Below are 26292 nucleotides of genomic sequence, written 5' to 3'. Positions count from 1 at the left end.
CGCAAAAAGCGGGGTGGGCGCATTTATTTGTTTATTGGGTTTCAGGCGGCGAGGGCAGTTTCAATCACAGACACAAAATAGCTCACGCCATAAGGAATAGCTTCGTCGTTGAAGTCATAGGCTGGATGATGCAGGCCCGGTGTGTCGCCATTGCCAAGGAAGATATAAGCGCCGGGGCGCGCTTCGAGCATGTAGGAAAAATCCTCTGCCGCCATCATCGGCGCTACATCGGTTTTCACCTTGCCTTCGCCAGCGACATTTTTTGCAACGCGGGCGGCAAAATCGGTCTGGTCATCATGGTTATAGGTCACTGGATAATTGTTCTTATAACGAACGCTGATTTCCGCACCTGTTACAGCGGCAATACCAGCCGCTGCATCGCGAATGCGCTTTTCGGCATAGGCGCGCGTTTCTTTGCTCAATGTGCGCACCGTGCCCGAAAGCTTCGCCGTTTCCGGAATGACGTTATAGGCTTCTCCAGCATTGAACTTTGTGATCGAAATCACGAGCGAATCCAGCGGATCGATATTGCGTGAAACGATGCTTTGAATGGCGATATGCAGTTGTGAACCGGCAAGGATCGGGTCAATCGTGCGGTGCGGCTGTGCTGCATGACCGCCACGCCCTTTGATGGAAAGATCGAATTCGTCAGTTGCTGCCATGATCGGGCCTTTGCACATGGCAAATTGGCCAACAGGCAGGCTTGGAAGATTATGCACGCCATAGACTTCCGCAATGCCGAAACGGTCCATCACGCCATCCTGAACCATGGCAAGTGCGCCTGCGCCACCTTCTTCGGCTGGCTGGAAAAGCAGAACTGCTGAGCCGCGGAAGTTGCGGGTTTCTGCGAGATATTGCGCAGCTCCGAGCAGCATTGCCGTGTGACCATCATGGCCGCATGAATGCGCTTTGCCCGGATTTGTCGAGCTCCATTCGACGCCGCTGGTCTCGGTAATCGGCAGCGCATCCATATCGGCGCGCAGTCCGATCGCCGGTCCATCCCCGTGACGACCTTTGATGACGGCGACAACACCGCTGCGGCCAACGCCGGTTTCGACCAGATCGCAACCAAAAGATTTCAGCTTTTCTTCGACAAATCGCGCCGTGTCGTGAACGTCATAAAGCAGTTCAGGGTTCTGATGCAGATGACGACGCCATGCGGCGATCTCCGCTTGGGTTTCGACGACACGATTAAGCACTGGCATTTCGAAAATATCCTGAGATTCTTTATGTACAGAAGTTGTCAGGATATGACGTTTCGGTGAAAGCGGGCAATCCCAAAAGCGCTTTGCGCTTTAAGTTATTGGTTTTACGCATGCATTATCGGATCGAAGCAGGATCGGAAATCAGTCCAGTGAACTGATTTCCCTGCGAAGACGGTTCCCACTTTTCTGGGCATGCTCTATTTGCCTTTTGGTTGCCACATGGCATAGATAACAGAGAGTTAATTCTCCTTTTTGACTGATGTATTTGCAAGCGGTTATCGCTTTTGCTGATTGGAACTACGAATGATCTCGAAGTCGTTGAAAATCCTCTGTGCAGCCGCGGCTCTTTCAGCCCTGACTTTGTCGAGTGCTCTGGCGAACCCATCGATTGCTGTCGATGTGGCAACCGGTAAGGTTTATTCGGCCCAAGATCCGTTCCAGCGCTGGTATCCGGCTTCGCTCACCAAAATGATGACGGCTTATGTTACGTTCAGGGCGCTTCAGTCGGGACAGTTGACGCTAGGGTCACCGGTCAAGATGACCGTCAATGCCTCCAAAGAGCCGCCGAGCAAGATGGGCTATCGCCCGGGTTCGGTGTTGACGCTTGATAACGCGCTGAAAATTATGCTGGTGAAGTCAGCCAATGACGTTTCGGTTGCCGTTGCAGAGGCTGTTGGTGGTAGCGAGGCTGCTTTCGTCAAGCGCATGAATGCGGAAGCTCAGCGCATCGGCATGAGCGGATCGCGTTTCGCTAATCCAAACGGTCTGCATGATCCGAATAATTATTCGACCGCGCATGATCTGGCAGTGCTTGGCGTGCAGTTGCGTCGCGAATTCCCGCAATATGCGCATTATTTTAATACCGAAGCGATTGACGCAGGCGACGGCAAGAAGCCACAGGCCAATTACAACATTCTGCTGGGTCGTTTTGACGGCGCCGACGGCATGAAAACCGGCTTCGTTTGTGCGTCTGGCTTTAATCTCGCCAGTTCCGCAACCCGTCAGGGTCGGACAATTCTGGCCGTGGTTCTGGGTTCTGATCGTCAGGAAGCGCGTGCGGTGCAGGCGGCACAGCTGATGACCGATGCATTCCGCTCCAATGGTGCGGGCGTGCCAACGCTTGGGACCATGGTTCCGCCTGCAAGCAGCGCGGTTAATCAGGCCGTCGATATGCGCAAAGCGATTTGCAATCAGCAGGCTATGGCTGATCGCTGGGATGGTCGCGATGTTGAAGGGCGTTTGCAGCTGAACTCACCTTATATTCACGCGATGACCCGCGAGCCGGTGCCGGTTCAGGTCGGACTTGTTTCTGCGCCACCAGCGAAGATAACACGCGTTGGTCAGCTCGATATTTCGCAGGTTCCTGTTCCAATGCCACGTCCGCAGCGCACTTCCGCTTCAATCAATTAAGATAGTACCATGGCGCATCCAATTCCTGTTTCCGTGCTGACCGGCTTTCTTGGCTCGGGCAAGACCACGCTGCTAAATCGCTTGCTCAAAGACCCGGCGCTGACCGATACGGCTGTCATCATCAATGAGTTTGGTGAAGTCAGCATCGATCATCTGCTGGTTGAAGAAGCCAGTGAAGGCGTGATTGAGCTTGCCGATGGTTGCCTGTGCTGCACCGTGCGCGGCGAGTTGGTTGATACGCTGGCCGATTTGATTGACCGTCTTCAGACGGGCAAGATCAAGGCGTTGAAGCGGATAATCATTGAAACCACCGGTCTTGCAGATCCGGCACCCGTGCTGCATTCGATCATGGGGCATCCTGTTCTGATGCAGGCGCTGCGACTTGATGGTGTGCTGGCAACGGTTGATGCCGTCAATGGCATGACGACGCTCGATAATCATGAGGAAGCGGTCAAGCAGGCAGCAATGGCTGATCGTATTATCATCACCAAAGCGGATATGCCGGAAGCGCAGGCAGGGATTGGAGCGCTTAAAGCACGTTTGAAACTGCTTAATCCGGGCGCGGACATTCTGGAAGCGTCGGATACGCGCACGGGCTATGCGGCTCTGTTTGAATGCGGGCTTTATAATCCTGAGACCAAGACGGCAGATGTGCAGCACTGGCTGAACGCTGAAGCCTATGAAGATGATCATCATCACGATCATTCGCACCACGACCATGATCATGAGCATGTGTGTGGCCCTGATTGTGATCATGAACACCACCATCACCACCACCACCATCATCATCATCACGATGATGCGATCCGCTCTTTCTCGCTGCGCCACAAGGAACCGATTCCGTTCTCAACGTTCGAGATGTTTCTTGATCTGCTGCGCTCGACCCACGGCGAGAAGCTGTTGCGCGTGAAAGGCATTGTGCAGATTGCCGAAGACCCGGATCGTCCGCTGGTCATTCATGGTGTGCAGAAGATTTTCCATCCGCCCGCACGCCTGCCAAAATGGCCCAAAGACGAGCGTGAAACGCTTCTTGTGATGATCGTCAAGGATTTGCCGGAAGCCTATGTGCGCGAGCTTTTCGACGCATTTCTCGGCAAAGCGGGGATTGATCGTCCGGACCGTGCGGCGATGATGGACAATCCGCTGGCTATTCCCGGATTTTCTACGCGATAATTATTTTTTCTGAATGAGAAAACGGTGAAGGTTTTCATGGCGCTCTTGCGAAAGCAGAGCGTGTCCTTCCTGCGCGCAGAAATGTGGAAGATCAATGCCCGACAGCGGGTCGGTTGCTTCCACCCAAAGAAGCGCACCGGCTGGCATATCTTTCAGACGATTGCGCGTTTTCAAAACGGGAAGAGGGCATTTAAGCCCTCTTAGATCATAGACGGGAATGTCTTCACGCATTGCGTCTTAGTTTCCGCCGAGCTTCCACCATGCCTTTTTCTTTTCAGGCGCGGGTGCTGGCACAGTTTCTGCAACTGTGTTTGCCGTGGTCATGGGAGAGACCACAGCCGGGTTCTGTTGCGGAACAGGAACGGAAGCTGTCTGTGTCGCATCAACGACCGCTGGTGTTGCTGCAATTGCGGTGGCTGGCTGCACCGAGATCGGTGTTGCCGCAGGCGCAATATCTGGAGCATTTGGCGTTTCAGCCGATGTTGGCGAAAGCGACGGCGGTTCACGCGTTACTTTTTCGCCACGCGCACGTGCTGCACTCCATGCCGAGACGAGCTTGGCTTCCGAGATGCCCTGAATGGATGGCGAAGGCTTCTTCTGTGCTGCACTGAAAGCCGACTGGAAGGTCTTTTCATACGATGTTGTATAGGCCATCGATTCAGCATTGGCCGAAGGCGGGCAGGCATCGGTTGCCGAAAGCGGCTGGCCATCCGGCGTTGGTACGTTGAAGACATAACGCTTTTCGCAGACGTCAACTTTCGGCGGTACCTTGGTCGCTTCAAAAGTGTCGTAGCCCTGCTTAAGCATTTTCCAGAAGCCGTAATTCGGATCGCTCTTATAGCGTGACATATTGGCTGCTGTCATGCGGAACGGGAAAGCCTGAATCTGGAAATCACGCTGGCCACCCTTGAAGGCGTCACGCCCAAAGGCATAAATCTCGCTCACGCTTTCATCGGTCATAGAATAGCAGCCCGACGACGAACAAGCGCCATGGACCATCAGATTCTGTCCGGTGCGGTTGTGGGCGCGATCATAGGCATTCGGGAAGCCGATGTTGAAGGCGAGGTGATATTGCGAATTCGGGTTCATCTGGCCGGGGCGAACGTTATAGAAGCCCTCTGGCGCCTGACGATCACCCTCTACGAATTTCGGACCAAGTTTACCGGACCATTTGCAAATCTCATAAGATGCAATCTGATCGTACTTACCGTTATTCTTCTGCTTCCAGACTTCGAGGACGCCTTCTTCCTTGAAAATACGAACCATGACCGGCGATGTGCGCGTCATGCCCTTCGTCTTCATCTTGGCGACAATTTTCTCGGAAAGTGGCTTTTCAGCCCGCAGGCTGAGATCGGAAACGGACGAACCCTGACAACCCGCAAGCAAAGCGGAGGCCATGAGAGTTGCAAAAAGTGCGGTTCTGATCTTCATATCGCATCAAGCCTGTTTCGAAATCTGAATTTTCAGTATTCGTTTATTAACAACAAAACCTTTCGGTATCGTTGATAATTCCTTGCTCAAATACCTAAAAAACAGCGTGTCCGCAATATGGCGGAAATGGCGACATGATGCAAATCCGGCGCAGTTTGAGCTGCGCCGGGGCAAGTTTTTGAATTTTATAGTTAATTGAAGCTTAATCCGACCGGAGCGAAACTAGGATCGATAAGATTATGCTTGGAGTAAAAAAGTTTAGAGCGCCGATCTGACTAAATCAGATCGGAACAGGCTCTAAATATTTCTGCCGATCTCTAGGAATTTCTGGCGACGCTCTTGCTTGAGTGTTTCACCATCAACATCCTTCATCGAGCGCAGCGAGGCGGTGATGATGTCGCCAGCTGCCGCAATGGTCGATTCCTTGCCACGATGGGCGCCGCCGAGCGGTTCAGGAATAATGCCGTCGATGACCTTGAGGTCAAACAGATCCTGCGCAGTAATGCGCATATTGGATGCTGCATCCTTAGCGCGCGTAGAATCGTGCCAGAGGATCGATGCCGCACCTTCCGGCGAAATCACCGAATAGATCGAATGTTCAAGCATATAGACGCGGTTTGCCACGGCAATCGCAATCGCGCCGCCGGAGCCACCTTCACCGATGATGATCGAAATGACAGGCACACGCAGCTTGAGGCATTCGGCGGTGGAGCGTGCAATGGCTTCTGCCTGACCGCGTTCTTCCGCGCTCACGCCCGGATAAGCACCGGCGGTATCGACAAAAGTGATCAGCGGCAGCTGGAAACGGTCAGCCATTTCCATGATGCGCACGGCTTTGCGGTAACCTTCAGGACGGGCAGAGCCGAAATTGTGTTTAAGGCGCGTCTTGGTGTCCGAGCCTTTTTCCTGACCGAGAATTGCAACAGCCTGACCATTGAAGCGGGCAAAGCCGCCCTGAATGGCTTCGTCATTGGCAAACTGGCGGTCACCGGCCAAAGGCGTGAATTCGGTAAAAAGCGTGTTGATATATTCAAGGCAGTGCGGACGATCCGGGTGGCGGGCGATCTGCGCCTTCTGCCAAGGGGTCAGCTTGCGATAGATATCCTTGAGCGCATCGGCCGAGCGTTTCTCGAGACGGCTGATCTCGTCGCTCATCTCAACACTGCCCTGTTCCTGAGCGAGCTTTTTCAGCTCAAGGATCTGGCCTTCAAGGTCTGCGACGGGTTTTTCAAAATCGAGATAGTTATACATCGGGCCTGACTATTGTGCGTTTCCGGAGATGTTGGCCATAGAACAAGCCAGATAAAGGCTGTTTTACGGCGTCTTACATATTTACTTCGAGCGCATCTTGCAAATTTTTCTGAAATTCTCTTAAACGCCGCGCGCTTAATCGGCAAGCGGATGATGTTCACTTACCAGCTTATGCAGTCTTTCTTCCAGAACATGCGTATAAATTTGTGTCGTCGAAATGTCGGAGTGACCGAGCAATTGCTGCACAGTTCTCAGATCTGCGCCGTTCTGTAATAGATGGCTGGCAAAGGCGTGACGCAGCACATGCGGCGATATGGATGCGCTTGAAAGCCCAGCACGCGCTGCCAAAATTTTAAGCTCTCGGCCAAAAACCTGTCGTGCCAGATGCCCGCTTTCTGAATAAGCGGGAAACAGCCAAGGATTGTCATCGCTGCCGGACAAGGCATCGCGGACCACAATAAAGGCTTGCAGTGCTTCGCGCGCTTTGGGCGACAAAGGCACCATACGGTCTTTTGAGCCTTTGCCGCGTACAATCAGAAAACGATGGTCAGTGCGGGCGACACTGACAGGCAGCCCGACAAGCTCCGAGACACGCAAGCCAGTTGCATAAAGCGTTTCGAGAAGCGCATGAAGACGCAGAGCCTTGAAACGCTCTGCTGGCTCCGTTGCTTCTTGTGCTTCCAGCGCTGCGCGGTCCAGAAGACGGCCAACATTCTCGACGCTCATGATTTTTGGCAGTGGCTTTTGCTTTTTCGGTGCGTCAATGACGCTGGTCGGGTCATCCTGCCGAAAGCCTTCCGCATAGAGAAAGCGATAAAATTGTCTGAGTGCAGACAGGCGCCGTGCCTGTGATGTGGCGGCGAAGCCTTCATCGGCCATGCTATCGAGAACACGGCGAATATCATCGGTCTTTGCTTCAGCGAGATTGGTGCCGCGCGCTGTGAGTATATCGGCTGCCGCTTCCAGATCACGTTGATAGGATTCCAGCGTATTATGCGCTGCACCGCGTTCTGCACTCATCATTTCGAGGAAATTTTCAATCGCCAGTGATGCCCGCATGTCTATTCCTGACTATCCGTGTTGTCTTCCACCACTGGTGCTGGTTGTGGTGCTGGTTTTGACGGGGGGGCAATGACGGTCTGCTTCAACTTTGATGATGGAATCTCGACGGTGATTTCATGGGTGGTGGGTTTCACGAAACTGGCGAGTGAGAACATTGCGCCATAAATAATGGCAGCAATCACAGCGAGCAGAAGAAGAATGCGCGTCAGCGTGGGCATGAAGCGTTTATGCTGTGCTATTGAGACGAAAGCAAGGACTGCCCGCGCTTGGCACTAAAAAGCCGTAATTGGTTCAGTTTTGTGGATGAAAGCGATTGACGCCGCATGGTTTTTCCTATGGAACCGGAGGAAATGGATGAGGTCTATGAGCAGTACAGCAAAACAAACAGATTTTAACGACAAGGCGGACATGGTCCGCCAGCTTCTTGGCGCGAAAGTGGTTGTTCTTGTTGGGCTGATGGGTGCAGGCAAATCGACGGTTGGCCGCAAAGTGGCAACGATGCTCAATCTGCCGTTTAAAGACGCTGATAACGAAATCGAGTCGGCTGCCCGCATGAGTGTCCCGGAATTGTTCGACGCTTATGGCGAGGCAGAATTTCGTGATCTTGAACGACGTGTGATCCTACGTTTGCTTGAAGACGGTCCAATGGTACTCGCTACTGGTGGTGGCGCTTATATGAACGCTGAAACCCGTGAGGCGATTGCCGCAAACGGCGTTTCGATCTGGCTCAATGCTGAGCTGGATGTGTTGATGGACCGCGTTTCGCGTCGTCAAAACCGTCCGCTTCTGAAAAATGATGATCCGCGCGGCGTGATGCAGCGGCTGATGAATGAGCGCTATCCGATTTATGCGCTGGCTGATGTGCATGCCATGACTCGCGACGACAAAAAAGAAGTGATTGCCGGAGAGCTGATCGACGTTTTGATCGCGCATCTGGATAAAAGTCTGCCCGAGGGCGAAGCCTGATACTGATTTAGGAGACGATTTAAATGAATGCCCCTTTGAGTACCGACAGTGTAACAGTTCCGGTTTCGCTGGGGGACCGATCTTATGAAATCCTGATCGGCAAGGGGCTGGTTGCACGCGCTGGCGAAGAAGTTGCCAAGCGTCTGCCGGGCATTCGTGTAGCAATCGTCACCGATGAGAATGTCGCCAAAGCGCATCTTGAAGCACTCACAGAGAGTTTTGCCCGCGCTGGTATCGAATCAACGCCGGTTATCGTTGCTCCGGGCGAGAAGTCGAAGTCGTTTTCCGTGCTTGAAAGTGTCACCAATGCCGTGCTTGCAGCGCGTCTTGAGCGTGGTGACGCGGTGGTTGCTTTTGGCGGCGGCGTAGTCGGCGATTTGTCGGGCTTTGTTGCTGGGATCGTGCGTCGCGGCATGAATTTCGTGCAGATGCCAACCTCGCTGCTGGCGCAAGTGGATTCGTCCGTTGGCGGCAAGACCGGCATCAACACACAATATGGCAAGAACCTCGTTGGCGTTTTCTATCAGCCGCAGCTGGTGCTGGCGGATACCGATGTGCTCGACACGTTAAGCCCGCGCGAATTCCGTGCAGGCTATGCCGAAGTCGCAAAATACGGTCTGATTGATCGCCCGGATTTCTTTGCATGGCTTGAGAAAAACTGGGAAGCGGTTTTTGCAGGCGGTGCAGAACGTACACAAGCCATTGCTGAATCATGCCGCTCAAAGGCCGCAGTCGTCGCACGCGATGAGCATGAAAATGGTGATCGTGCGCTGCTAAATCTCGGTCATACATTTGGCCATGCGCTGGAAACAGCGACCGGATATGATTCAAGCCGTCTGGTGCATGGCGAAGGCGTTGCGATTGGTATGGCGCTTGCGCATCGTTTTTCGGTGAAGATGAATCTTTGCGGCATTGAAGACGCGGAACGCGTCGAGGCGCATCTGAAGACTGTTGGTCTGCCGACATCGCTAAATGATGTGCCGGGTGGTCTGCCGGACGCTGAAAAGCTGATGGACTACATTGCACAAGACAAAAAAGTCTCCCGCGGGGCGCTGACATTCATTCTGACACGCGGCATAGGCCAGTCATTCATTGCTAAGGATGTGCCGCCAGTGGCAGTGCTTGAGTTTCTTAAAGAACGGCTGATCGCCTGATGGCTGTTCCCGCAAACAAACAGGAATTGCTTGCGGCGATTGAAACCAATTATGCACGGCTGGCGCTTGATCTGCGTCGGGTGTCGCCTGAACAATACGCGCTCAAAACCATGGAAGGCCATGCCAAAGGCACGCTGATGAGCGTGCATGATCTGGTTGCCTATTTGGTTGGCTGGAACGAGCTGGTGCTGAAATGGTGCGAGCGCAAGGATCAGGGGCTTGCTGTTGATTTCCCGGAAACGGGTTTCAAATGGAATGAACTTGGTGCGCTCGCAGCCAAGTTTTATAGCGATTATGAAGATGTGCCGTTTGCCGAGCTTCTGTCACGCTTTGAAAGCGCGAAGAATGCGCTGGTCGCATTGATTACTGTGCGCACCGATGCAGAGCTTTATGGTGTTCAATGGTATGAGAAATATACGCTCGGGCGCATGATCCAGTTCAATACGTCCTCGCCCTATGCCAATGCGCGAGGCCGTCTGCGCAAATGGCTTAGAGCGCCGTGCGCCCTATCGGACGCACAAAGGACGCTCTAAATTATTAAAACTACGCATCGTGCTTTCCAAAAATCGATTCCGATTTTTGGGCCGATGCTGAAGGCTCAAGCGTAAGTAAAATCAGCGGCGGGTTGCTTCGCCGGGTGCGGAAGGCTCAAGTGCTAGGGCATGAACGCCGGTGTTGAGTTCATCTTTCAGCAGATCATTGATCGCGCGATGACGCGCAATGCGGCTTAAGCCTGTGAAAGCGTCAGACACGATGCGCACGCGAAAATGTGTTTCGCCGGTGCCGTCATAGACCTCATGTTCGCCACGATCTTCGTGATGATGGCCGGCATGGAGATGGCTTTCATTAATGATTTCAAGTTTTTCGGGGGCAAAAGCTGCTTGCAGTTTTGCTTCCATCGAAGATTGTTTGCTATTGTGAATGGACATTTGGGCCAGTTCTCCCCATATAGACGCTGTGCTTCATATAGACGTCGCCCCGGCGACAATCGGTGGGGCAAATCCGCACAGGAATTGTAATCTGCATTAAATTTTCGCCCTGACCTTGTGGCCAAAACCATTCAGGACGAAAAGTCAATTCTTGTTTCGTCACTCTTATTCCGCATAATCCGATTCGATGACAACGAACTCAAAATTTTTCGACAGCATCCGTATCCGTCCTAAGAAGGAAACGGAAAAGAAGTCCAGTGGTCCCTGCTGCCAATGGGATGGTTGCGACAAGCCTGGTACGCATCGTGCACCGGTTGGGCGTGAGCGTGAGGGCGAGTATCTGCATTTCTGCGTGGATCACGTCCGCGAATATAATAAGAATTTCAATTATTTCTCCGGTCTGAACGACGGCGATATTTCGAAATTCCAGAAGGATGCGATTACCGGCAATCGTCCGACATGGTCGACGACCTCCAATCCGACAGCATCGACACGCACGTCGCCCGATATGGCGAAACGGCGTTCGGGTTCTGCCGCCTATCAGAACCGCATGCGCGATCCGTTTGCCTTCGTGAATGATGCGAAAAGCAATCCCGGTACAGCCAAAGCTGTGCAGCGCAAACCGCGTACTTTGGAAATAAAGGCGCTTGCTACACTGGGTCTTGATGCGAATTCGACTAGCGATATGATTAAGTCGCGCTATAAAGAACTTGTGAAGCAACACCATCCCGATGCAAATGGTGGTGACCGCGGGTCTGAAGAAAGATTTCGCGACGTCATTCAGGCTTATCAATTGCTCAAGACGGCAGGTTTTTGCTAAAGCCTGTCTGGGCTTTGTGAAGTCGAGTATCAGGGCATTCTTTGCCCTGACGGACATTCATCTACTGCGCTTACGTGCAGATGCGATTACGGATGCCCGCAACTGAACTCAAGGGGCGCCATCCGGCTCGCCGGAAATCGGCCTCCTGATTGAATTTGAATGTCGCGGCAGGACAGTCCTGTCGCTCTGGAGGCATGATGAACAAGGTTGAGCGGGATATAGCCAATTTGCCGGATACCACGGTTTCGGTGCGCGAAGTGTTCGGAATTGATTCCGACATGCGTGTGCCAGCCTATGCGGCAGGCGATTCCTATGTGCCGGAAAAAGACCCGGATTATATTTTTGACCGCACCACGACGCTCGCGATCCTCGCAGGATTTGCCTATAATCGTCGCGTGATGGTTTCGGGTTATCACGGTACGGGTAAATCGACCCATATCGAACAGGTCGCAGCCCGCCTCAACTGGCCTTGTGTCCGTATCAATCTCGACAGCCATGTCAGCCGTATCGATCTCGTCGGTAAAGATGCAATCGTCGTCAAGGACGGGATGCAGGTTACCGAATTTAAAGACGGCATTCTGCCTTGGGCCTATCAGCACAATGTTGCGCTGGTTTTCGATGAATATGATGCCGGTCGCCCGGACGTTATGTTCGTGATCCAGCGCGTTCTGGAAACCTCGGGCCGTCTGACGCTTCTCGATCAGAGCCGCGTAATCCGTCCGCATCCGGCGTTCCGCCTGTTTGCGACCGCCAACACCGTTGGTCTTGGCGATACGACTGGCCTTTATCATGGCACGCAGCAGATCAATCAGGCACAGATGGACCGCTGGTCGATCGTGACGACGCTGAATTATCTGCCGCACGACAATGAAGTGAACATCATTCTCGCCAAGGCTAAGCATTATCAGAATGCTGAAGGTCGCGAGATCGTCAATAAGATGGTTCGCGTTGCCGACATGACTCGTCAGGCTTTCATCAATGGCGATCTTTCGACCGTGATGAGCCCGCGTACCGTCATTACCTGGTCTGAAAATGCCGCGATCTTCAACGATGTCGGCTTTGCATTCCGCCTGACCTTCCTCAACAAGTGCGATGAACTTGAGCGCCAGACTGTGGCTGAGTTCTATCAGCGTGCTTTCGGTGAGGAACTTCCAGAATCGGCTGCCAATATCGTTTTGGCATAAGACTGGATGATGCCTGCCGCTCATTAAGAGCGGCAGCGTTATATACAAAGGCAGGATAGGCAGATGTCGGGCCAGAAGTCAGGAATTGGCGATAATTCGCGCGAGCGCAAAAACGGACCCGTGGATTCGGAGCCGTTCAAGCGGGCGATGACCGTTACCATGCGCGCCATTTCCGGTGAGAACGAACTGGAAGTAGCTTTCAGCAATGATCGCCCAGCGCTGACGGGAAACCGTGCCCGCCTGCCTGATCTGCCAAAACGCCCGACTGCCCATGATGTTGCCGTCACACGCGGCCTTGGTGATTCCATGGCACTGCGTCAGGCTCGCCATAATGCCCGTATTCATGCAAGCCTTGCGCCGGAAGGCAAGCAGGCGCGTGCGATCTATGATGCGGTTGAGCAGGCGCGTGTCGAATCTATCGGTGCGCGCGCCATGGCAGGTGTTGCCGAAAATCTCTCAGTAATGCTGGCTGACAAATATGCCCGCGCCAATTTTTCCGCAGTGACTGACAAAGAAGATGCACCGCTTGAAGAAGCCGTGTCGCTACTGTTGCGTGAAAAACTGACCGGACGCAAAGCACCCGCTGAAGCTGGTCCTGTGCTTGATCTCTGGCGCGAATGGATCGAGCAGAAGGCTGGTCCTGAGCTCGCACGTCTTGGCGATAATCTCGAAGACCAGCAGGCTTTTGCGCGTACCGTGCGCGATATGCTGGCCTCGATGGATATGGCTGAGGAGCTTTCGCAGGAACAGCAGAGCGACGAGCAGGACGAGGATAACGAGCAGACGCCGGAGCAGGACGAAAACGAAGAAGGCGGCGAGGAAAATCAGGAAGGTTCTGATTCCGCTGAAAGCGACGAATCGGACAATTCCAGTGAAGAAGGCGAACAGGGCGAAATGGAAGCCACTGACGCCGCTTCCGATGATATGGATGACAGCGAGGATGTCGACGCGGAAACGCCGGGCGACACACGCCGTCAGAACCAGCCTTTCGCCAATTTCGCCGAGCATGTCGATTACAACGTCTTCACGCATGAATTTGATGAAGAGGTTGAGGCCGCGGATCTTTGTGATGAGGCGGAACTTGCTCGTCTGCGTGGCTTTCTCGACAAGCAACTGGCCAATCTTCAAGGCGTGGTTGGCAGGCTTGCTAACCGTTTGCAGCGTCGCCTGATGGCGCAGCAAAACCGCTCTTGGGACTTTGATCTGGAAGAGGGGTATCTCGATAGTGCGCGTCTGGTGCGTATCGTTATCGACCCAACGCAGCCGCTTTCCTATAAGATGGAGCGTGATACGGATTTCCGCGATACGGTTGTGACGCTGGTCATTGATAATTCTGGCTCCATGCGCGGTCGCCCAATTACAGTTGCGGCAACTTGCGCCGATATTCTGGCACGCACGCTCGAGCGTTGCGGCGTGAAGGTCGAAATTTTGGGCTTCACCACGAAGGCTTGGAAGGGCGGGCAATCACGCGAGGCATGGCTTGGCCGTGGTAAACCATCCAATCCGGGTCGCCTGAATGATTTGCGCCATATCGTTTATAAGCGCGCAGATGCGCCGTGGCGCCGTGCACGCAACAATCTCGGCCTGATGATGCGCGAAGGCCTGCTCAAGGAAAATATCGACGGCGAAGCGCTGATCTGGGCGCATCAGCGTCTGCTGGCACGTCCTGAACAGCGTAAGATCATGATGATGATTTCTGACGGTGCGCCGGTCGATGATTCCACGCTTTCGGTTAATCCGGGCAATTATCTTGAACGTCATTTGCGTGCGGTGATCGAAGAGATCGAAAATCGCTCACCGGTTGAGCTGATTGCCATTGGTATCGGCCATGATGTGACGCGCTATTATCAGCGCGCTGTGACCATTGTGGATGCTGAGGAGCTTGCCGGTGCGATGACTGAGCAGCTCGCATCGCTGTTTGAAGAACAGGGTGCAGGCGGGGCAGGGCGGGGACGCCGTGCCGGTAAACGCTAACGAAAAAAGGGGCTGTTTCAGCCCCCTTTTCTTATGCTTGCTGGCGTGTCGCTGCCAACACGATTTCGCGAATGCATACGCCCTGTGGCTGGTCGTAGGCATAGAGGATAGCGCGAGCAACATCGTCAGCTGCCAGCACAGGCGCGCCCATGCTCTTCTTCCAGTCCTCATAGCCAGCCTTGATGCTTGCATCATTGGTGTGGCTGAGAAGTTCGGTTTCAACGGCTCCCGGCGCAATCGTCACAACGCGCACGTCATGCGGTGAGAGTTCTTCGCGCAGATTTTCGGAAAGGCCGTGGACGGCGAATTTCGTGGCCGTATAAGCAACGTGATTGGCGAATGTCTTGCGGCCAGCCACCGAGCTGATGTTTATAATGGTGCCGCGCTTGCGTGCGACCATGCCAGCGGAGACAGCATGAATGCCGTTGAGCAAGCCCTTGACGTTGACCTCAAGCATTTTGTCCCATTCGTCCGGGTGCTGCTTGGTTGCATCGCCCAGCAGCATGACGCCGGCATTGTTGACGATCACATCGGCAGGGCCAAATTTCGCTTCAGCTTCGTGAACGGCAGCAAGCAGCGCTTTGCGATCCGTCACATCGACAGACTTGCACAATGTGTTTGGCAGATTGAGCTTTTCCATCGCGTCGAGACGACGTGCCAACAGCAGCTGTGGATGACCACGATCAGCAAACATCTTCGCTGTGGCGACGCCAATACCTGAACTCGCGCCGGTAATGATGACGAGCGGCAGCTTTCCCTTATTATCGGACATCTAATAAACCTCTATCTAAATATAAATATCTTCAGAAAAGCACAAAAGCCGAGGGCGAAATAAATCCACACAGCCTTTGCTAATTATAAACAATATAGAAACCGAGTCCGATAATTTATTCAGGATAGTTAATCATTAAAATTATCGGAGCGCGGTACATAAAGCTTACCGCGCTCTGAGGAAACTGAATTTTATTCAGATAAATGGATTGTGATTGCAGATCTATTTCGCACGATCCGGCGCATAAAGGCGTGGTGCAAAGACCGCCAGAATGGCGCCGTAAGGCACAAGCATCAGTGTTCCCATCACAACCTTCACAAAGAAGTCACCGATAGCCAGCGAAGCCCAGAGAGGCATTCCAAGGCCAAGGAAAGCGGCGGGATCGGTCAGGGATGAGTCGGGCAGGCCAGTTATGGCATCGAGCCATGCAAATTGCGCAGCGAAGGCGATGGAGAAGAACAATACCGTATCGACAATCGAGCCGAACATTGCTGCTGCAAAAGGTGCTTTCCACCATGTCTTCTTGCGTAGGCCATTGAAGACCGTAATGTCCATCAATTGCGCAATCAGAAATGCCGAGCCGGACGCAATAGCGATACGTGGTGTTGCCAGCCAGATCGACATTAATACGCCAAGCACAAAACCCGCATAGACAACTTTGCGCGCGGCAGCAGGGCCAAAGCGACGATTTGTCAGGTCATTGACGAGGAAGGCAAAAGGATAGGTGAAAGCGCCGTAAGTGAGCATTTCGCCGAGGCCAAAATGTTCAAACGGATATTGCACAAAGATATTGGAAGCGGCGACAGCCGCGCACATGCACAATATGGCCGGCAAAAGCCGGGACAAAGCAGGGCTTGTATTAAACATTTTTTTATCCTGGGTGATGTCACCAGTAAAAAAGGCTGACGCAAGTCAGCCTTTTTTGTCAAAACTTAAAAAGCTGATTGCTTATGCAGCAACTTCAGCCTGCTTCTTCGCGATCTGACGCTTCAGCAGGCGAGCGCGCTGCGAAAGTTCTTTGTCGTCTGACTTTGCGAGGAAAGCGTCGAGGCCACCGCGATGCTCAACTGAACGCAGAGCAGAAGCGGAAACGCGAAGACGGTAGCTCTGGCCGAGTACTTCGGACATAAGCGTTACATTGCAGAGGTTCGGCAGGAAGCGGCGACGCGTACGGTTGTTCGCGTGGCTGACATTGTTGCCGTACTGGACCGAGGTGCCGGTCAATTCACAAGCGCGGGACATTTTGGTCTCACCTTCAAATTTTTGTTTCTCAGGCCCCGACTCGAATGTCCGAATTCAACGCAATCATAGCAGTATTTCTGCTGCTGGCGCGCGATCTCGGACAGGCGGCCTATTGGGAAAGTCGCGTTTCTATAGTGAGACTAGCGATTACAGTCAAGATAGATTCCGTCAGCGTGACCTAAAGGCGCGCAATTCCGGCAGTTTTCAGCCCAGACCATGCCATCCGATCATAACTTTGCCAGCTTTTTCTGTTCGACACAGCATATCAATTAGAAATCTGGCGCAGATTTTGAGTTATTGATAGTCGAAAGCTTAAACGCAAGACACAGCATCTGTCGAGAAAGAGAATCGGTTACAGGTGAAGTTCATGGGTCGAGTGGCCGGGCATCATTCTTGCGAGGGGATTGATGCGACGCTGATAAGACGAAAGGAAAGTCTGGCATGATCATGCAATCGTATTTCCAGCAACCGGTTAACAAGCGGGTCATCAAGCGAAGACTTGCATTTCTTACCGGACTGACGATTGCGAGCATGTCGGTGATGAGTTCCGCTCAGGCAGATGATCTCTATCGGACCGAATACGATATTTCCATGTTTGCGCTTTCTATTGCGCGCTCTGCGATTGAGACGGTGGTTAAAGGTGCCAATTACGGCGTTAATGGCCGCTTTAAGACTTCCGGCATTGCTCGCATTTTTGATGATACCGATGGTACTGTTTATGTGGGCGGCAGTTCGACCCAGAGTAAGGTGACGCCGTCCGCCTTTGATCTCGCTTATAAGCATGGGCGAAAGAACAAGAGCACGACCATTCGCTTCTCTGGAGGAAATGTGACCTCTTCTGAGAATGTGCCGCCAGTCAAAAAACGCGATCCATGGGTGGAGATAACCCCGCAGGACCTTGTTAATGTCAGTGATCCGCTCAGCGCGCTGATGATTCCGACCAAAGACCCGAAGGCCGTCTGCAACCGCACACTTCGCGTTTTCGATGGTCAGACCCGCGCTGATATAATTTTGAGTTTTAACGGCACCGAATCCTTCACTACCAAAGGCTTTACCGGCGAATCGGTGATTTGCTCGGCAAAATTTGTGCCGCTTGCTGGTTATCAAAAGGGCAAGAAGGCCATTGATTATCTTGCCAATCGCAGCAAGATCACGATCTCGTTTGCTTCGCTTGGCAATTCAGGCATCTATGCTCCGGTGGTGGCGCGCATTGGTACCCAGCTCGGAACGCTGAAAATCGAAGCAACGCGGTTCGAGAAAATTCAGCAATAAGTTTGAATTTCAATGCTTCGGATGCAGGCATTCGTCGTGATTGCCGAGAATTTCGATAACCCGGCACTGGTCAATGCGGCCATGTGCCGTGCAGTCGAGCATCCGCAAAAGCTCCGTTTTCAATGATGTCAGTTTCGCGATGCGATGTTCAACATCGATCAGACGTGCGCGCGCAATAGAATCAGCCGCAGAGCAGGACTGGTCGGGGTTGTCCTGAAGGTCCAAAAGCGTGCGGATTGCATCGACCTCAAAACCCAAATCGCGCGCATGGCGGATGAAAAGCAGCCGCTGAATATCGGCATTGTCATAAAGGCGGCGATTGCCTTCCGTGCGTGGTGGCACTGGCAGCAGCCCGATTTGCTCGTAATAACGAATGGTTGGCACTTTCACACCGCTGGCTTTTGATGCCTCGCCAATCGGAACATTAGTGATCATTTTTTCTCTTGCTCCTCTAGTCACTAGAGGATGTAAACCTTGTTTCAGGGAATTCAAGAGAGAAGCCGTGCCAGACCATTTCTGGGCAATTTTCTGGGGCAGATGATGAGCCATACCGAACGTACAAAACATCACGACCACGATCATGAACATAGCCATGATCATGCTGGCTGTAGCGGCCATCATCACGACCATGATCATGAGCATGATGAAACCGAAGCAAAGCCGATTGCAGCCAGTGCTGATAGTCTTCGTTTTAGCATTGAAGGCATGGATTGTGCGTCCTGCGCGACGAAGATCGATACGGCTGTGCGCCGTGTTGGTGGCGTACAGGATGTTTCGGTTTCTGTGACCAATGGTACTATGACCGTCAATCATGACGGTTCAGTCAGCCTTGATGAGATCGCTGCGAAGGTTACATCTCTGGGCTATAAGGCCAGCGCGCAATCACCTGCTCATGCGACACCGAAGCCAACCGCTCGCGCAAAGCCGAAGCGGTGGTGGCAAACTGACAAGGGTCAGATGATGCTTGCCTGTGGTGGCGGTCTGGTGCTGGCTTATATTGTGGGCCATCTTTATCCGCCGATTGCGTTGTGGGCGTTCACAGCAGCTATGCTGATCGGCTTGATACCGATTGCAAAACGCGCTTATTCGGCTGCGATTAATGGCACGCCGTTTTCCATAGAAATGCTGATGACGATTGCTGCTATCGGCGCGGTTATCATTGGTGCGACAGAAGAAGCGGCAGCTGTCGTATTCCTGTTTCTGGTTGGCGAATTGCTGGAAGGTGTGGCTGCTGGCAAAGCGCGTGACAGTATTCAATCGCTGACTGCCCTTGTGCCGAAGACCGCTTTTCTCGAAAGCAATGGCACAACGAAAGAAGTGCCAGCGGAAGAACTCAAAGTTGGCGATGTGATTGCCGTGCGTCCGGGCGACCGTATGCCTGCCGATGGCGAGATTATTTCTGGCGAAAGTGCTATCGATGAAGCGCCGGTGACAGGCGAAAGCACGCCGGTTGGCAAAGCCGTCGGTGACAGCGTGTTTGCCGGAACGATCAATGGCGATGGTGTGCTGCGTGTGAAAGTGACGGCGTTAGCACAGGATAACACCATTGCGCGTGTTGTTCGGCTTGTTGAAGAAGCACAGGAAGCCAAAGCACCCACAGAGCGTTTCATCAATCGCTTCTCGACCTATTATACGCCGGGTGTGGTGGTGGTTGCAGCTCTCGTTGCCATTCTGCCGCCGCTTGTGGCAGGTGCTGAATGGGGCGAGTGGATTTACAAGGGGCTGGCTATTCTGCTGATTGGCTGCCCCTGTGCGCTGGTCATTTCGACCCCTGCGGCCATTGCAGCTTCGCTATCATCTGGTGCGCGTCGCGGGCTATTGCTGAAGGGTGGCGCGGTTCTGGAGACTATCGGAAAGATCACGACCGCTTGTTTCGACAAGACCGGCACGCTTACCGAAGGTAAGCCTCAAGTGACCGATGTTCTCTCTGGCGCACTTTCAGAAGATGAAGTGCTGCGTCTTTCTGCATCGCTCGATGCAGGTTCCAGTCATCCGCTGGCATTGGCGATTGTTTCGGCATCGGATGCGCGTGGTCTGAAAATCTCGGCAGTTTCGACCGGCAAGGCACATGGCGGCAAGGGCGTGTCGGGTACGGCAGACGGGATTGAGCTGTTTCTTGGTTCGCGCAAAGCTGCCAATGAAATCTCTGCCATTCCGGACGAACTTGCTGCCCGCATTGCAGCCTGCAACGATGAAGGCAAGACGGTTTCGGTTCTGGTGGCGGATGGCAAAATCGCGGGCGCTATCGCTATGCGCGATGAGCCTCGCGCCGATGCGATTGCAGGGCTAAAGACGCTGAAAGCTGCCGGTATTCGCACTGTTATGCTGACCGGCGATAATCGTCGCACAGCAGAAGCCATCGGCAAGGATCTTGATATTGAGGTGCGTGCCGAACTTCTGCCAGAAGACAAACAGCGTATTGTCGGTGAGTTCCGCAATGAAGGTCAGATTGTTGCAAAGGTCGGCGACGGTATCAATGATGCGCCAGCACTTGCAGCGGCTGATGTTGGCATCGCCATGGGTGGCGGTACTGATGTTGCGCTGGAAACGGCGGACGCGGCCGTGCTGCACGGACGTGTAGGCGATGTGGCCGCAATGGTCGATCTCTCCAAGCGGACAATGCGCAACATTCATCAGAACATTGCAATCGCGCTTGGGCTGAAAGCTGTGTTTCTCGTGACGACAGTGCTGGGTATTACTGGCCTCTGGCCAGCCATTCTGGCTGATACGGGCGCAACCGTTCTGGTCACGATCAATGCGCTGCGGCTTTTGCGGCAACCGTCTTAAAGGAAAAACCGGCGAAGTCTCCTTCGCCGGTTTTTTAAAACCTATTCGCCAATCAGTTCGCGGATACGATCACCATTTTGCTTGGCAAAGGTGACATGCTCCGGATTGATTTGTTTCACTTCATCAACAAGCTGGTCTTCTTCTTCGGCATCCGCTGCTGCAAGCCCACTCATCATCGCGAAATAGGCGAGCAGATAATCCCGGGGTGCGATGTTCTCCGCCTTCATCACTTCCACGACCTGTGGGCGCGACTCAATGCTTTTGACCATGGAATCCATCGACGGTCGCGCATCCAGACCTTCTTCAGCGGTCGGTGAAAGCTGCATATCTTCAAGCTTGTTATGGATTTTCAACATACGGTCCAGCAGGTCTTCGCTGAGCTTGAAATTGTTGATTTCTGCTGGTGTTTGCAAAGGTGTCGCAATCGCGAGAATGTCTTCCGCAAAAGCTGTTTTGACGGTTTGCGGCACGATCACAAGCGAGAGGCCGAGAAGAGCTGCTGTCTGGAAGCGTTTAATTGGGAAAATCTTTGTCATGATAGAATCCTAGAATAAATCCTTGCGCTTACGGATTTCCGCAAAAACAGCTTCATCAGTTGCATTCTGCATCCCAAGACGGGTGCGAATGCGGGCATCGTGCCAGCGCAGAAACGGATTGGTTGCCATTTCAAGCGCTATGCTGGTGGGTAGCGTCATCTTATCAGCCGCACGCAGCCGCGCAATCTCTGCTGAACGCTCTTTTAAAGCCGAATTGTCAGGATCGATGGTGAGGGCAAAACGCGCATTGCTTTGCGTATATTCATGGCCGCAATAGACTTGTGTGTCGCCGGGTAGCGCCACAAGCTTTTGCAACGACTGGAACATCGTACCGGGTGTGCCTTCCAGCAGCCGTCCACAGCCCAGCGCGAAAAGCGTATCACCAGTGAACACTATTTTTGCTTCCGGTAGGTAGAAGGAAATCTCGCCTGCCGTGTGGCCGGGTGTGGAGATTACTTTGACCTTGAAAAGTCCGAAGGTGAACTCGTCGCCATCTTGCACGGTGCGGTCGAGTGTCGGAATTTTATCGGCCTCAGCCTTTGGGCCGATGATGCTAACGCCGAACTTGGCCTTGAGTGCTGTATTGCCTTCTACATGGTCGAGGTGATGATGCGTTGTAAAGATGAAATCGAGCGTCCAGCCCCGGCGCTTGAGAGCGCTTTCAACGGCTGCCGCGTCGGGCGCATCAATTGCCGCCGTCAGATCGCTTTCTGGATCGTGGATGAGAACGCCATAATTATCGCTGCGGCAGATGAATTGTTCAATGTCCAGCCTTTTGTCGATTTGGGACATGGCGTCCTCCTTGATGACTTTTAGTCTTTACGGGCTTCGGGCAAAGTGTGCTTCTGGATAAGCGGCATTTGTAAAAGTGTGAAGACAACGGTGATCGGCATGATGCCCCAGACCTTGAAGGAAACCCAGGCATCGGTCGAAAAATTGCGCCAGACCACTTCATTCACCACCGCGAGGAAGATGAAGAACAGCCCCCAGCGGAAAGTGAGCTTCCGCCAGCCTTCGGCATCGAGCTTGAAAGCCGAATCAAACACATAGCCGAGCAGGGATTTGCCGAAGAACAGTCCGCCGAGCAGGATCGCACCAAACAGCGTATTGACGATGGTCGGCTTCATCTTGATGAAGGTGTCATTGTGCAGCCAGAGCGTCAGCGCGCCAAACACCAGAACCACAATGCCGGAAATAAGCGGCATCATCGGCAACGTGCGTGTCAGCGACCATGAAACCGCAAGCGCGATAACCGTCGCAACCATGAAGAGCGCTGTTGCCAGAAAGATCGGTTCACCGATCTTGGCGAGTATTGGAAAGCTCTCGATCAGATTTTCGCCGCGTGCATTGGCGAAAAAGAAAACCAGCAGCGGTCCGAGTTCCAGCGCAAGCTTGAGCAGCGGTGCGATTTCCTTGCGTTCGGCTTCGGTCTTTTGTGAAGGATCGCGCTCAAAAACCGGGTGTTGCATCAGGCTGTTCCTGCGATAGCGCGGGCAAAATCATTGGCCGCAAAGGGTTCCAGATCGTCGACACCTTCGCCGACGCCAATGAAATAGATCGGTAGTTTGTGTTTGGCCGAAATCGCCACCAGAATGCCGCCGCGTGCCGTGCCGTCCAGTTTGGTCATGACAAGGCCGTTGACGCCAGCGATATTCTTGAAAATCTCAACCTGATTGAGCGCATTCTGGCCGGTAGTGGCATCTAGCGTTTGCAGAACGGTATGCGGCGCTTCCGGATCATGCTTGCCAAGAACGCGAACGATCTTTGCAAGTTCATCCATAAGCTCGGCTTTGTTCTGCAAACGGCCAGCCGTATCGATGATGAGAACGTCGCTGCCCGCGTCTTTTGCCTGCTGCCATGCGTCATAGGCGAGACCTGCCGCGTCCGCTCCGAGCTTGCTCGAAACAACCGGCGAGCCGGTGCGCTCACCCCAAATATGAAGCTGTTCAATGGCGGCGGCACGGAATGTATCGCCCGCTGCAAGCATGACCTTAAGGCCGCCAGCGGTCAGTTTTGCGGCAAGTTTGCCGATGGTTGTGGTTTTGCCCGTGCCGTTAACACCGACAACCAGAATGACATGCGGCTTATGCGAAAGATCAAGTTCCAGCGGCTTTGCGACCGGACCAAGCACTTTCTCGATTTCCGCGCTCATGATGTTGCGGACTTCTTCGCCGGTCACGTCCTTGCCGTAGCGGCCAGACGAGAGCGCATCAGTTACGCGCATAGCGGTTTCAAGTCCGAGATCGGCCTGAATGAGCACGTCTTCCAAATCCTGTAACGTGTCTTCATCCAGCTTGCGCTTGGTGAAAATGCCGCTGATGGAATCACTTAGTGAATTGGAAGAGCGCAGCAGACCACGACGCAGACGCTCGAACCACGAAAGCTTTGGCTCAGGTGCAGCCTCAACCGGCGTTTCGTCCTGATGTTCTTCAACGGCCTTTGCGACCTTGACCTTTTTAGGCTTAACCGGCTCTGGCTGCGGTGCGACTTCAACCACTTCCACGACTGGAGCGTCAGAAGCTTCCGCGATTTCCGGCTGTTCGGGTTCGACAACGACTTCCGGCTCCGGCTTCACAACAGGTTCCGGCGCTGGCGTTTCCACCACGATTGGTTCCATAACGGGAGGCTGCTCAATCGGAATTTCGATCTCGGCAACCGGATGTTCGATCACAGCGACGGGTTCTTCAACCGGCTCTGGCTCTGGAACGACTTGAGGTGCTTCAGGTTCGGCGACGACCACTTCGGCAGCAGGAATTTCAGCTTTTTCAGATACTTCGACGGCTTCCGGAAGCGCTGCTTCCACAGCATCGGGAGCCGATTGTTCGACCGGCTTTTCCTCGACCTCCTTCTTGCCGAAGGAGAACATTTTCTTAATGAAACCCATTGCCATGAATTTTGATGCCTTGTCTAAGCCGCTTTGTGCTCTGCCTGACGGGTGAGAAGTTTTTCACCGTCATGCCCCGTCACAATTCGTTCGATAATTTCGCCAGCATTACCCTGATCCACCGCGGCAAGCGTAAAGCCTTCCGTGCGGGCAATGCCTTCCTTCTCGATCAACAGGCGCTGCGCGGTGCCGTTGAGAGAGGTGAGGTGTTTTTCATAAGCCTGATCGCCGACAGAACGCAGCCTTTTGGCGCGTTCCTTCACGATTTCGCGCCTGACCTGTAGCATGCGCGCAGCCGGTGTGCCTTCGCGTGCGCTGTATGGAAAGACGTGCAAATGCGTTAGCCCGCATTCCTCAACGATCTTCATTGAGTTTGCGAACATCTCTTCGGTTTCGGTCGGGAAACCAGCAATGATGTCGGCACCGAATACGATGTCGGGGCGAAGCGCGCGTACATCTTCGCAGAAGCGGATTGAATCATCGCGCAAATGGCGACGCTTCATGCGCTTTAAAATCATGTCGTCACCTGCCTGAAGCGACAGATGCAGATGTGGCATCAGACGCTTTTCATTGGCGATGCTCTCCATCAGGTCTTCGTCGGCTTCGATGGAATCAATGGATGACAGGCGCAGGCGCTGCAAATCCGGCACCTGACTGAGAACGGTTTTCACCAGCTTGCCAAGGCGTAAGCTTCCCGGCAGATCAGGACCATAAGAGGTCATGTCCACGCCTGTCAGCACCACTTCGGCATAACCATTATCGACGAGGCGTTTGACCTGATCGACCACGCCACCCATCGGCACCGAGCGCGAATTGCCGCGACCATAAGGGATAATGCAAAAGGTGCAGCGATGATCGCAGCCATTTTGCACCTGAACGAATGCGCGGGCGCGGCCCTCAATGGCATCGACCATATGGCTTGCGGTTTCGCGCACTTCCATAATGTCGTTGACGCGGACCTTTTCAAACTGGTTCACGCCGAAATCTGGCAGCATGCGGTAGGAGTTGGATTTCAACTTTTCCTCATTACCGAGAATGAGGTCAACTTCATCCATGGCCTCGAATTTGGCCGATTCTGTTTGCGCGGCACAGCCCGTCACAATGATACGGGCTTGCGGATTATCGCGGCGGGCTTTGCGGATCGCCTGACGCGCCTGACGCACGGCTTCCGATGTAACGGCACAGGTGTTGAAGATGATCGCGCCATCTTTGAGTTCGCCAAGGCCAGCACTATCGGCTTCGCGTTTCATCACCTCGGATTCATAGGTGTTGAGGCGGCATCCGAAGGTTACAACTTCCACAGCCATCAGGCAGCTCCCCGGCTGGTCTTTGGGGCGTACTCCCATGCGCCGGTTGCAGGATCAAATGTGCCGTCAAATTCCCATTCGGCAGGGCCGGTCATCATGACGTGATCATCCTCGCGCCATTCGATTTTAAGCGGACCACCGGGGACATTCACGGTGACATTGCGTTCGGTGCGGCCCGTGCGTGCGCCTGAAACAGCCGCAGCGCAGGCAGCAGAGCCGCAAGCGCGGGTCAAGCCCGCACCACGTTCCCATGTGCGCAGGTTCATGCTGTCGCGCGATGTGACCTGAGCGATGGAGATATTGGCGCGTTCCGGGAAGATCGGATCATGTTCCAGCCCCGGCCCATATTGATCGAGCGCATAGGACCAGACGTCGTTTTCAACCCAGAAGATCGCATGCGGGTTGCCCATCGATGCAATCGACGGCGATCGCAGAACAGGTGCATCGGCAGGGCCAGCAGACAGATCGATGGCGTGTGTGTCGGCGACTTCATGGGCGAGGGGGATTTCCTTCCAGCCAAAATGCGGCTTACCCATATCGACCGTGATCAACCCGTCTTCATGTTCATTGGCGGTCAGAATACCTGCCAATGTCTGGAAGATGTAATCCTGTTTGCCACTTTCATTGGAAAGCCACTGCACAACGCAGCGCGTGCCGTTGCCACAAGCTTGCGCCTGTGTGCCATCACAATTGATGATCTCGATATAATGATCGGTGCCGGGGGTTTTTGGATCATGGATCGCCATGATTTGATCGAATGAGGTGGCTTCGTCACCGGCCAAACGGATTGCAGCGCTCGGTGCGATATGATCGCCGCGCCCGCGCATATCGGCAACAATGATCTTGTTGCCTAGTCCGTTCATTTTGGCGAAGATAGCCTTACTCATTGATGGTTCCGGATCCCGTATATTCTGGAAAGGTTCTGGAGCGTGT

Annotated in this window: 28 protein-coding genes; 11 read left to right on the top strand and 17 right to left on the bottom strand. The window is 53.6% G+C overall.

Annotation, left to right across the window (positions count from 1 at the left end; translation table 11 throughout):
* Positions 1-41: 41 nt before the first annotated feature.
* Positions 42-1205 (bottom strand): M20 aminoacylase family protein, encoded by a 1164-nt coding sequence (locus tag WH356_RS04810; RefSeq protein WP_339509061.1) that lies wholly within the window; start codon positions 1203-1205, stop codon positions 42-44.
* Positions 1206-1508: 303 nt separating this feature from the next.
* Here WH356_RS04810 and WH356_RS04805 point away from each other — a divergent pair, with 303 nt between their 5' ends.
* Positions 1509-2615, top strand: a complete 1107-nt coding sequence (locus WH356_RS04805; protein ID WP_339509060.1) for a D-alanyl-D-alanine carboxypeptidase family protein — start codon at positions 1509-1511, stop codon at positions 2613-2615.
* Positions 2616-2624: 9 nt separating this feature from the next.
* Positions 2625-3788 carry a CobW family GTP-binding protein gene (locus tag WH356_RS04800; RefSeq protein WP_339509059.1) on the top strand — a complete coding sequence of 388 codons (1164 nt, stop codon included), beginning with the start codon at positions 2625-2627 and terminating at the stop codon, positions 3786-3788.
* Here WH356_RS04800 and WH356_RS04795 read toward each other — a convergent pair whose 3' ends face one another.
* From WH356_RS04795 to WH356_RS04775, 5 genes are all read right to left on the bottom strand, one after another.
* Positions 3789-4019, bottom strand: a complete 231-nt coding sequence (locus WH356_RS04795; protein ID WP_339509058.1) for a sulfurtransferase TusA family protein — start codon at positions 4017-4019, stop codon at positions 3789-3791. It abuts the gene before it with no gap.
* Positions 4020-4025: 6 nt separating this feature from the next.
* Positions 4026-5219: a hypothetical protein gene (locus WH356_RS04790; RefSeq protein WP_339509057.1), complete on the bottom strand. Its 1194-nt coding sequence runs from the start codon at positions 5217-5219 to the stop codon at positions 4026-4028.
* A gap of 297 nt (positions 5220-5516) precedes the next feature.
* On the bottom strand, positions 5517-6470 hold the full coding sequence (locus WH356_RS04785) for an acetyl-CoA carboxylase carboxyltransferase subunit alpha (RefSeq protein ID WP_339509056.1): 954 nt from the start codon (positions 6468-6470) through the stop codon (positions 5517-5519).
* 135 nt (positions 6471-6605) lie between these two features.
* A complete protein-coding gene (xerD, locus tag WH356_RS04780) occupies positions 6606-7529 on the bottom strand; it encodes a site-specific tyrosine recombinase XerD (RefSeq protein ID WP_339509055.1) in 924 nt (307 codons plus the stop codon).
* A gap of 2 nt (positions 7530-7531) precedes the next feature.
* Positions 7532-7750, bottom strand: a complete 219-nt coding sequence (locus WH356_RS04775) for a hypothetical protein (protein ID WP_339509054.1) — start codon at positions 7748-7750, stop codon at positions 7532-7534.
* Between the two features lie 145 nt (positions 7751-7895).
* Here WH356_RS04775 and WH356_RS04770 point away from each other — a divergent pair, with 145 nt between their 5' ends.
* From WH356_RS04770 to WH356_RS04760, 3 genes are read left to right on the top strand one after another with little or no spacing between them, the layout of a single operon-like run.
* On the top strand, positions 7896-8498 hold the full coding sequence (locus WH356_RS04770; protein WP_339509053.1) for a shikimate kinase: 603 nt from the start codon (positions 7896-7898) through the stop codon (positions 8496-8498).
* 23 nt (positions 8499-8521) lie between these two features.
* The gene (aroB, locus tag WH356_RS04765) at positions 8522-9652 is read left to right on the top strand and encodes a 3-dehydroquinate synthase (protein ID WP_339509052.1); all 1131 of its coding nucleotides are present in this window, start codon (positions 8522-8524) and stop codon (positions 9650-9652) included.
* Positions 9652-10185, top strand: coding sequence for a ClbS/DfsB family four-helix bundle protein (locus WH356_RS04760; protein WP_339509051.1), 534 nt, complete (start codon positions 9652-9654; stop codon positions 10183-10185). Before aroB ends, WH356_RS04760 begins: the two co-directional genes overlap by 1 nt.
* 81 nt (positions 10186-10266) lie before the next feature.
* On the opposite strand, the gene WH356_RS04755 is transcribed toward WH356_RS04760, so the two are convergent.
* Entirely contained in the window at positions 10267-10581 is a 315-nt protein-coding gene (locus WH356_RS04755) for a BolA family protein (protein ID WP_339509050.1), read from the bottom strand.
* A gap of 187 nt (positions 10582-10768) precedes the next feature.
* Between WH356_RS04755 and WH356_RS04750 the strand changes: the two genes are divergently transcribed.
* From WH356_RS04750 to cobT, 3 genes are all read left to right on the top strand, one after another.
* On the top strand, positions 10769-11401 hold the full coding sequence (locus WH356_RS04750; RefSeq protein ID WP_339509049.1) for a J domain-containing protein: 633 nt from the start codon (positions 10769-10771) through the stop codon (positions 11399-11401).
* A 197-nt stretch (positions 11402-11598) separates the two neighbouring features.
* Positions 11599-12585 (top strand): cobaltochelatase subunit CobS, encoded by a 987-nt coding sequence (cobS, locus tag WH356_RS04745; RefSeq protein WP_094505818.1) that lies wholly within the window; start codon positions 11599-11601, stop codon positions 12583-12585.
* Positions 12586-12648: 63 nt separating this feature from the next.
* Positions 12649-14559: a cobaltochelatase subunit CobT gene (cobT, locus tag WH356_RS04740; RefSeq protein WP_339509048.1), complete on the top strand. Its 1911-nt coding sequence runs from the start codon at positions 12649-12651 to the stop codon at positions 14557-14559.
* Between the two features lie 31 nt (positions 14560-14590).
* On the opposite strand, the gene WH356_RS04735 is transcribed toward cobT, so the two are convergent.
* The 3 genes from WH356_RS04735 to rpmB all read right to left on the bottom strand — a co-directional run bounded on the left by WH356_RS04735 (position 14591) and on the right by rpmB (position 16573).
* A complete protein-coding gene (locus tag WH356_RS04735) occupies positions 14591-15331 on the bottom strand; it encodes an SDR family oxidoreductase (RefSeq protein ID WP_339509047.1) in 741 nt (246 codons plus the stop codon).
* A gap of 222 nt (positions 15332-15553) precedes the next feature.
* Positions 15554-16198: a queuosine precursor transporter gene (locus WH356_RS04730; RefSeq protein WP_339509046.1), complete on the bottom strand. Its 645-nt coding sequence runs from the start codon at positions 16196-16198 to the stop codon at positions 15554-15556.
* A gap of 81 nt (positions 16199-16279) precedes the next feature.
* Positions 16280-16573, bottom strand: a complete 294-nt coding sequence (gene rpmB, locus WH356_RS04725) for a 50S ribosomal protein L28 (protein ID WP_094578447.1) — start codon at positions 16571-16573, stop codon at positions 16280-16282.
* 44 nt (positions 16574-16617) lie between these two features.
* On the opposite strand from rpmB, the gene WH356_RS04720 reads away from it, so the two are divergent.
* Complete coding sequence (locus WH356_RS04720; protein WP_339509045.1) at positions 16618-16755, top strand: hypothetical protein; 138 nt, start codon at positions 16618-16620, stop codon at positions 16753-16755.
* A gap of 265 nt (positions 16756-17020) precedes the next feature.
* Positions 17021-17845: a DUF3108 domain-containing protein gene (locus tag WH356_RS04715; protein ID WP_421565399.1), complete on the top strand. Its 825-nt coding sequence runs from the start codon at positions 17021-17023 to the stop codon at positions 17843-17845.
* A 9-nt stretch (positions 17846-17854) separates the two neighbouring features.
* On the opposite strand, the gene WH356_RS04710 is transcribed toward WH356_RS04715, so the two are convergent.
* A complete protein-coding gene (locus tag WH356_RS04710; RefSeq protein ID WP_339509505.1) occupies positions 17855-18277 on the bottom strand; it encodes a MerR family transcriptional regulator in 423 nt (140 codons plus the stop codon).
* A gap of 108 nt (positions 18278-18385) precedes the next feature.
* On the opposite strand from WH356_RS04710, the gene WH356_RS04705 reads away from it, so the two are divergent.
* Positions 18386-20632, top strand: a complete 2247-nt coding sequence (locus WH356_RS04705; RefSeq protein ID WP_339509043.1) for a heavy metal translocating P-type ATPase — start codon at positions 18386-18388, stop codon at positions 20630-20632.
* A 41-nt stretch (positions 20633-20673) separates the two neighbouring features.
* Here WH356_RS04705 and WH356_RS04700 read toward each other — a convergent pair whose 3' ends face one another.
* From WH356_RS04700 to dapF, 6 genes are read right to left on the bottom strand one after another with little or no spacing between them, the layout of a single operon-like run.
* Entirely contained in the window at positions 20674-21168 is a 495-nt protein-coding gene (locus WH356_RS04700) for a hypothetical protein (protein ID WP_339509042.1), read from the bottom strand.
* A gap of 9 nt (positions 21169-21177) precedes the next feature.
* Positions 21178-21960 carry a hydroxyacylglutathione hydrolase gene (gene gloB / locus WH356_RS04695; protein WP_339509041.1) on the bottom strand — a complete coding sequence of 261 codons (783 nt, stop codon included), beginning with the start codon at positions 21958-21960 and terminating at the stop codon, positions 21178-21180.
* 20 nt (positions 21961-21980) lie between these two features.
* Positions 21981-22637: a septation protein A gene (locus tag WH356_RS04690; RefSeq protein ID WP_339509040.1), complete on the bottom strand. Its 657-nt coding sequence runs from the start codon at positions 22635-22637 to the stop codon at positions 21981-21983.
* A complete protein-coding gene (gene ftsY, locus WH356_RS04685) occupies positions 22637-24058 on the bottom strand; it encodes a signal recognition particle-docking protein FtsY (RefSeq protein ID WP_339509039.1) in 1422 nt (473 codons plus the stop codon). Before ftsY ends, WH356_RS04690 begins: the two co-directional genes overlap by 1 nt.
* Positions 24059-24075: 17 nt before the next feature.
* On the bottom strand, positions 24076-25359 hold the full coding sequence (gene mtaB / locus WH356_RS04680) for a tRNA (N(6)-L-threonylcarbamoyladenosine(37)-C(2))-methylthiotransferase MtaB (RefSeq protein ID WP_339509038.1): 1284 nt from the start codon (positions 25357-25359) through the stop codon (positions 24076-24078).
* Positions 25359-26246 (bottom strand): diaminopimelate epimerase, encoded by an 888-nt coding sequence (gene dapF, locus WH356_RS04675; protein WP_339509037.1) that lies wholly within the window; start codon positions 26244-26246, stop codon positions 25359-25361. Before dapF ends, mtaB begins: the two co-directional genes overlap by 1 nt.
* Between the last annotated feature and the right edge of the window lie 46 nt (positions 26247-26292).

Origin of the sequence: Ochrobactrum sp. MYb379 (assembly GCF_037479515.1) — a bacterium.
GTDB lineage: Bacteria > Pseudomonadota > Alphaproteobacteria > Rhizobiales > Rhizobiaceae > Brucella.
The sequence above is the reverse complement of the archived record's forward strand: the minus strand, read 5'-3'. Positions and strand labels throughout refer to the sequence as shown.

Bases quoted from the DNA above. Each gene is read 5' to 3' on its own strand.
- WH356_RS04755 (WP_339509050.1), bottom strand. From the start codon at position 10,581: ATGTCCATTCACAATAGCAAACAATCTTCGATGGAAGCAAAACTGCAA.
- WH356_RS04775 (WP_339509054.1), bottom strand. From the start codon at position 7,750: ATGCCCACGCTGACGCGCATTCTTCTTCTGCTCGCTGTGATTGCTGCC.
- WH356_RS04750 (WP_339509049.1), top strand. From the start codon at position 10,769: ATGACAACGAACTCAAAATTTTTCGACAGCATCCGTATCCGTCCTAAG.
- mtaB (WP_339509038.1), bottom strand. From the start codon at position 25,359: ATGGCTGTGGAAGTTGTAACCTTCGGATGCCGCCTCAACACCTATGAA.
- WH356_RS04770 (WP_339509053.1), top strand. From the start codon at position 7,896: ATGAGCAGTACAGCAAAACAAACAGATTTTAACGACAAGGCGGACATG.
- cobT (WP_339509048.1), top strand. From the start codon at position 12,649: ATGTCGGGCCAGAAGTCAGGAATTGGCGATAATTCGCGCGAGCGCAAA.
- WH356_RS04690 (WP_339509040.1), bottom strand. From the start codon at position 22,637: ATGCAACACCCGGTTTTTGAGCGCGATCCTTCACAAAAGACCGAAGCC.
- aroB (WP_339509052.1), top strand. From the start codon at position 8,522: ATGAATGCCCCTTTGAGTACCGACAGTGTAACAGTTCCGGTTTCGCTG.
- WH356_RS04805 (WP_339509060.1), top strand. From the start codon at position 1,509: ATGATCTCGAAGTCGTTGAAAATCCTCTGTGCAGCCGCGGCTCTTTCA.
- WH356_RS04795 (WP_339509058.1), bottom strand. From the start codon at position 4,019: ATGCGTGAAGACATTCCCGTCTATGATCTAAGAGGGCTTAAATGCCCT.
- WH356_RS04705 (WP_339509043.1), top strand. From the start codon at position 18,386: ATGAGCCATACCGAACGTACAAAACATCACGACCACGATCATGAACAT.
- WH356_RS04800 (WP_339509059.1), top strand. From the start codon at position 2,625: ATGGCGCATCCAATTCCTGTTTCCGTGCTGACCGGCTTTCTTGGCTCG.
- WH356_RS04730 (WP_339509046.1), bottom strand. From the start codon at position 16,198: ATGTTTAATACAAGCCCTGCTTTGTCCCGGCTTTTGCCGGCCATATTG.
- cobS (WP_094505818.1), top strand. From the start codon at position 11,599: ATGAACAAGGTTGAGCGGGATATAGCCAATTTGCCGGATACCACGGTT.
- WH356_RS04735 (WP_339509047.1), bottom strand. From the start codon at position 15,331: ATGTCCGATAATAAGGGAAAGCTGCCGCTCGTCATCATTACCGGCGCG.
- dapF (WP_339509037.1), bottom strand. From the start codon at position 26,246: ATGAGTAAGGCTATCTTCGCCAAAATGAACGGACTAGGCAACAAGATC.
- rpmB (WP_094578447.1), bottom strand. From the start codon at position 16,573: ATGTCCCGCGCTTGTGAATTGACCGGCACCTCGGTCCAGTACGGCAAC.
- WH356_RS04790 (WP_339509057.1), bottom strand. From the start codon at position 5,219: ATGAAGATCAGAACCGCACTTTTTGCAACTCTCATGGCCTCCGCTTTG.
- WH356_RS04715 (WP_421565399.1), top strand. From the start codon at position 17,021: ATGCAATCGTATTTCCAGCAACCGGTTAACAAGCGGGTCATCAAGCGA.
- WH356_RS04720 (WP_339509045.1), top strand. From the start codon at position 16,618: ATGTCCGAATTCAACGCAATCATAGCAGTATTTCTGCTGCTGGCGCGC.
- WH356_RS04810 (WP_339509061.1), bottom strand. From the start codon at position 1,205: ATGCCAGTGCTTAATCGTGTCGTCGAAACCCAAGCGGAGATCGCCGCA.
- ftsY (WP_339509039.1), bottom strand. From the start codon at position 24,058: ATGGCAATGGGTTTCATTAAGAAAATGTTCTCCTTCGGCAAGAAGGAG.
- xerD (WP_339509055.1), bottom strand. From the start codon at position 7,529: ATGCGGGCATCACTGGCGATTGAAAATTTCCTCGAAATGATGAGTGCA.
- WH356_RS04785 (WP_339509056.1), bottom strand. From the start codon at position 6,470: ATGTATAACTATCTCGATTTTGAAAAACCCGTCGCAGACCTTGAAGGC.
- WH356_RS04700 (WP_339509042.1), bottom strand. From the start codon at position 21,168: ATGACAAAGATTTTCCCAATTAAACGCTTCCAGACAGCAGCTCTTCTC.
- gloB (WP_339509041.1), bottom strand. From the start codon at position 21,960: ATGTCCCAAATCGACAAAAGGCTGGACATTGAACAATTCATCTGCCGC.
- WH356_RS04760 (WP_339509051.1), top strand. From the start codon at position 9,652: ATGGCTGTTCCCGCAAACAAACAGGAATTGCTTGCGGCGATTGAAACC.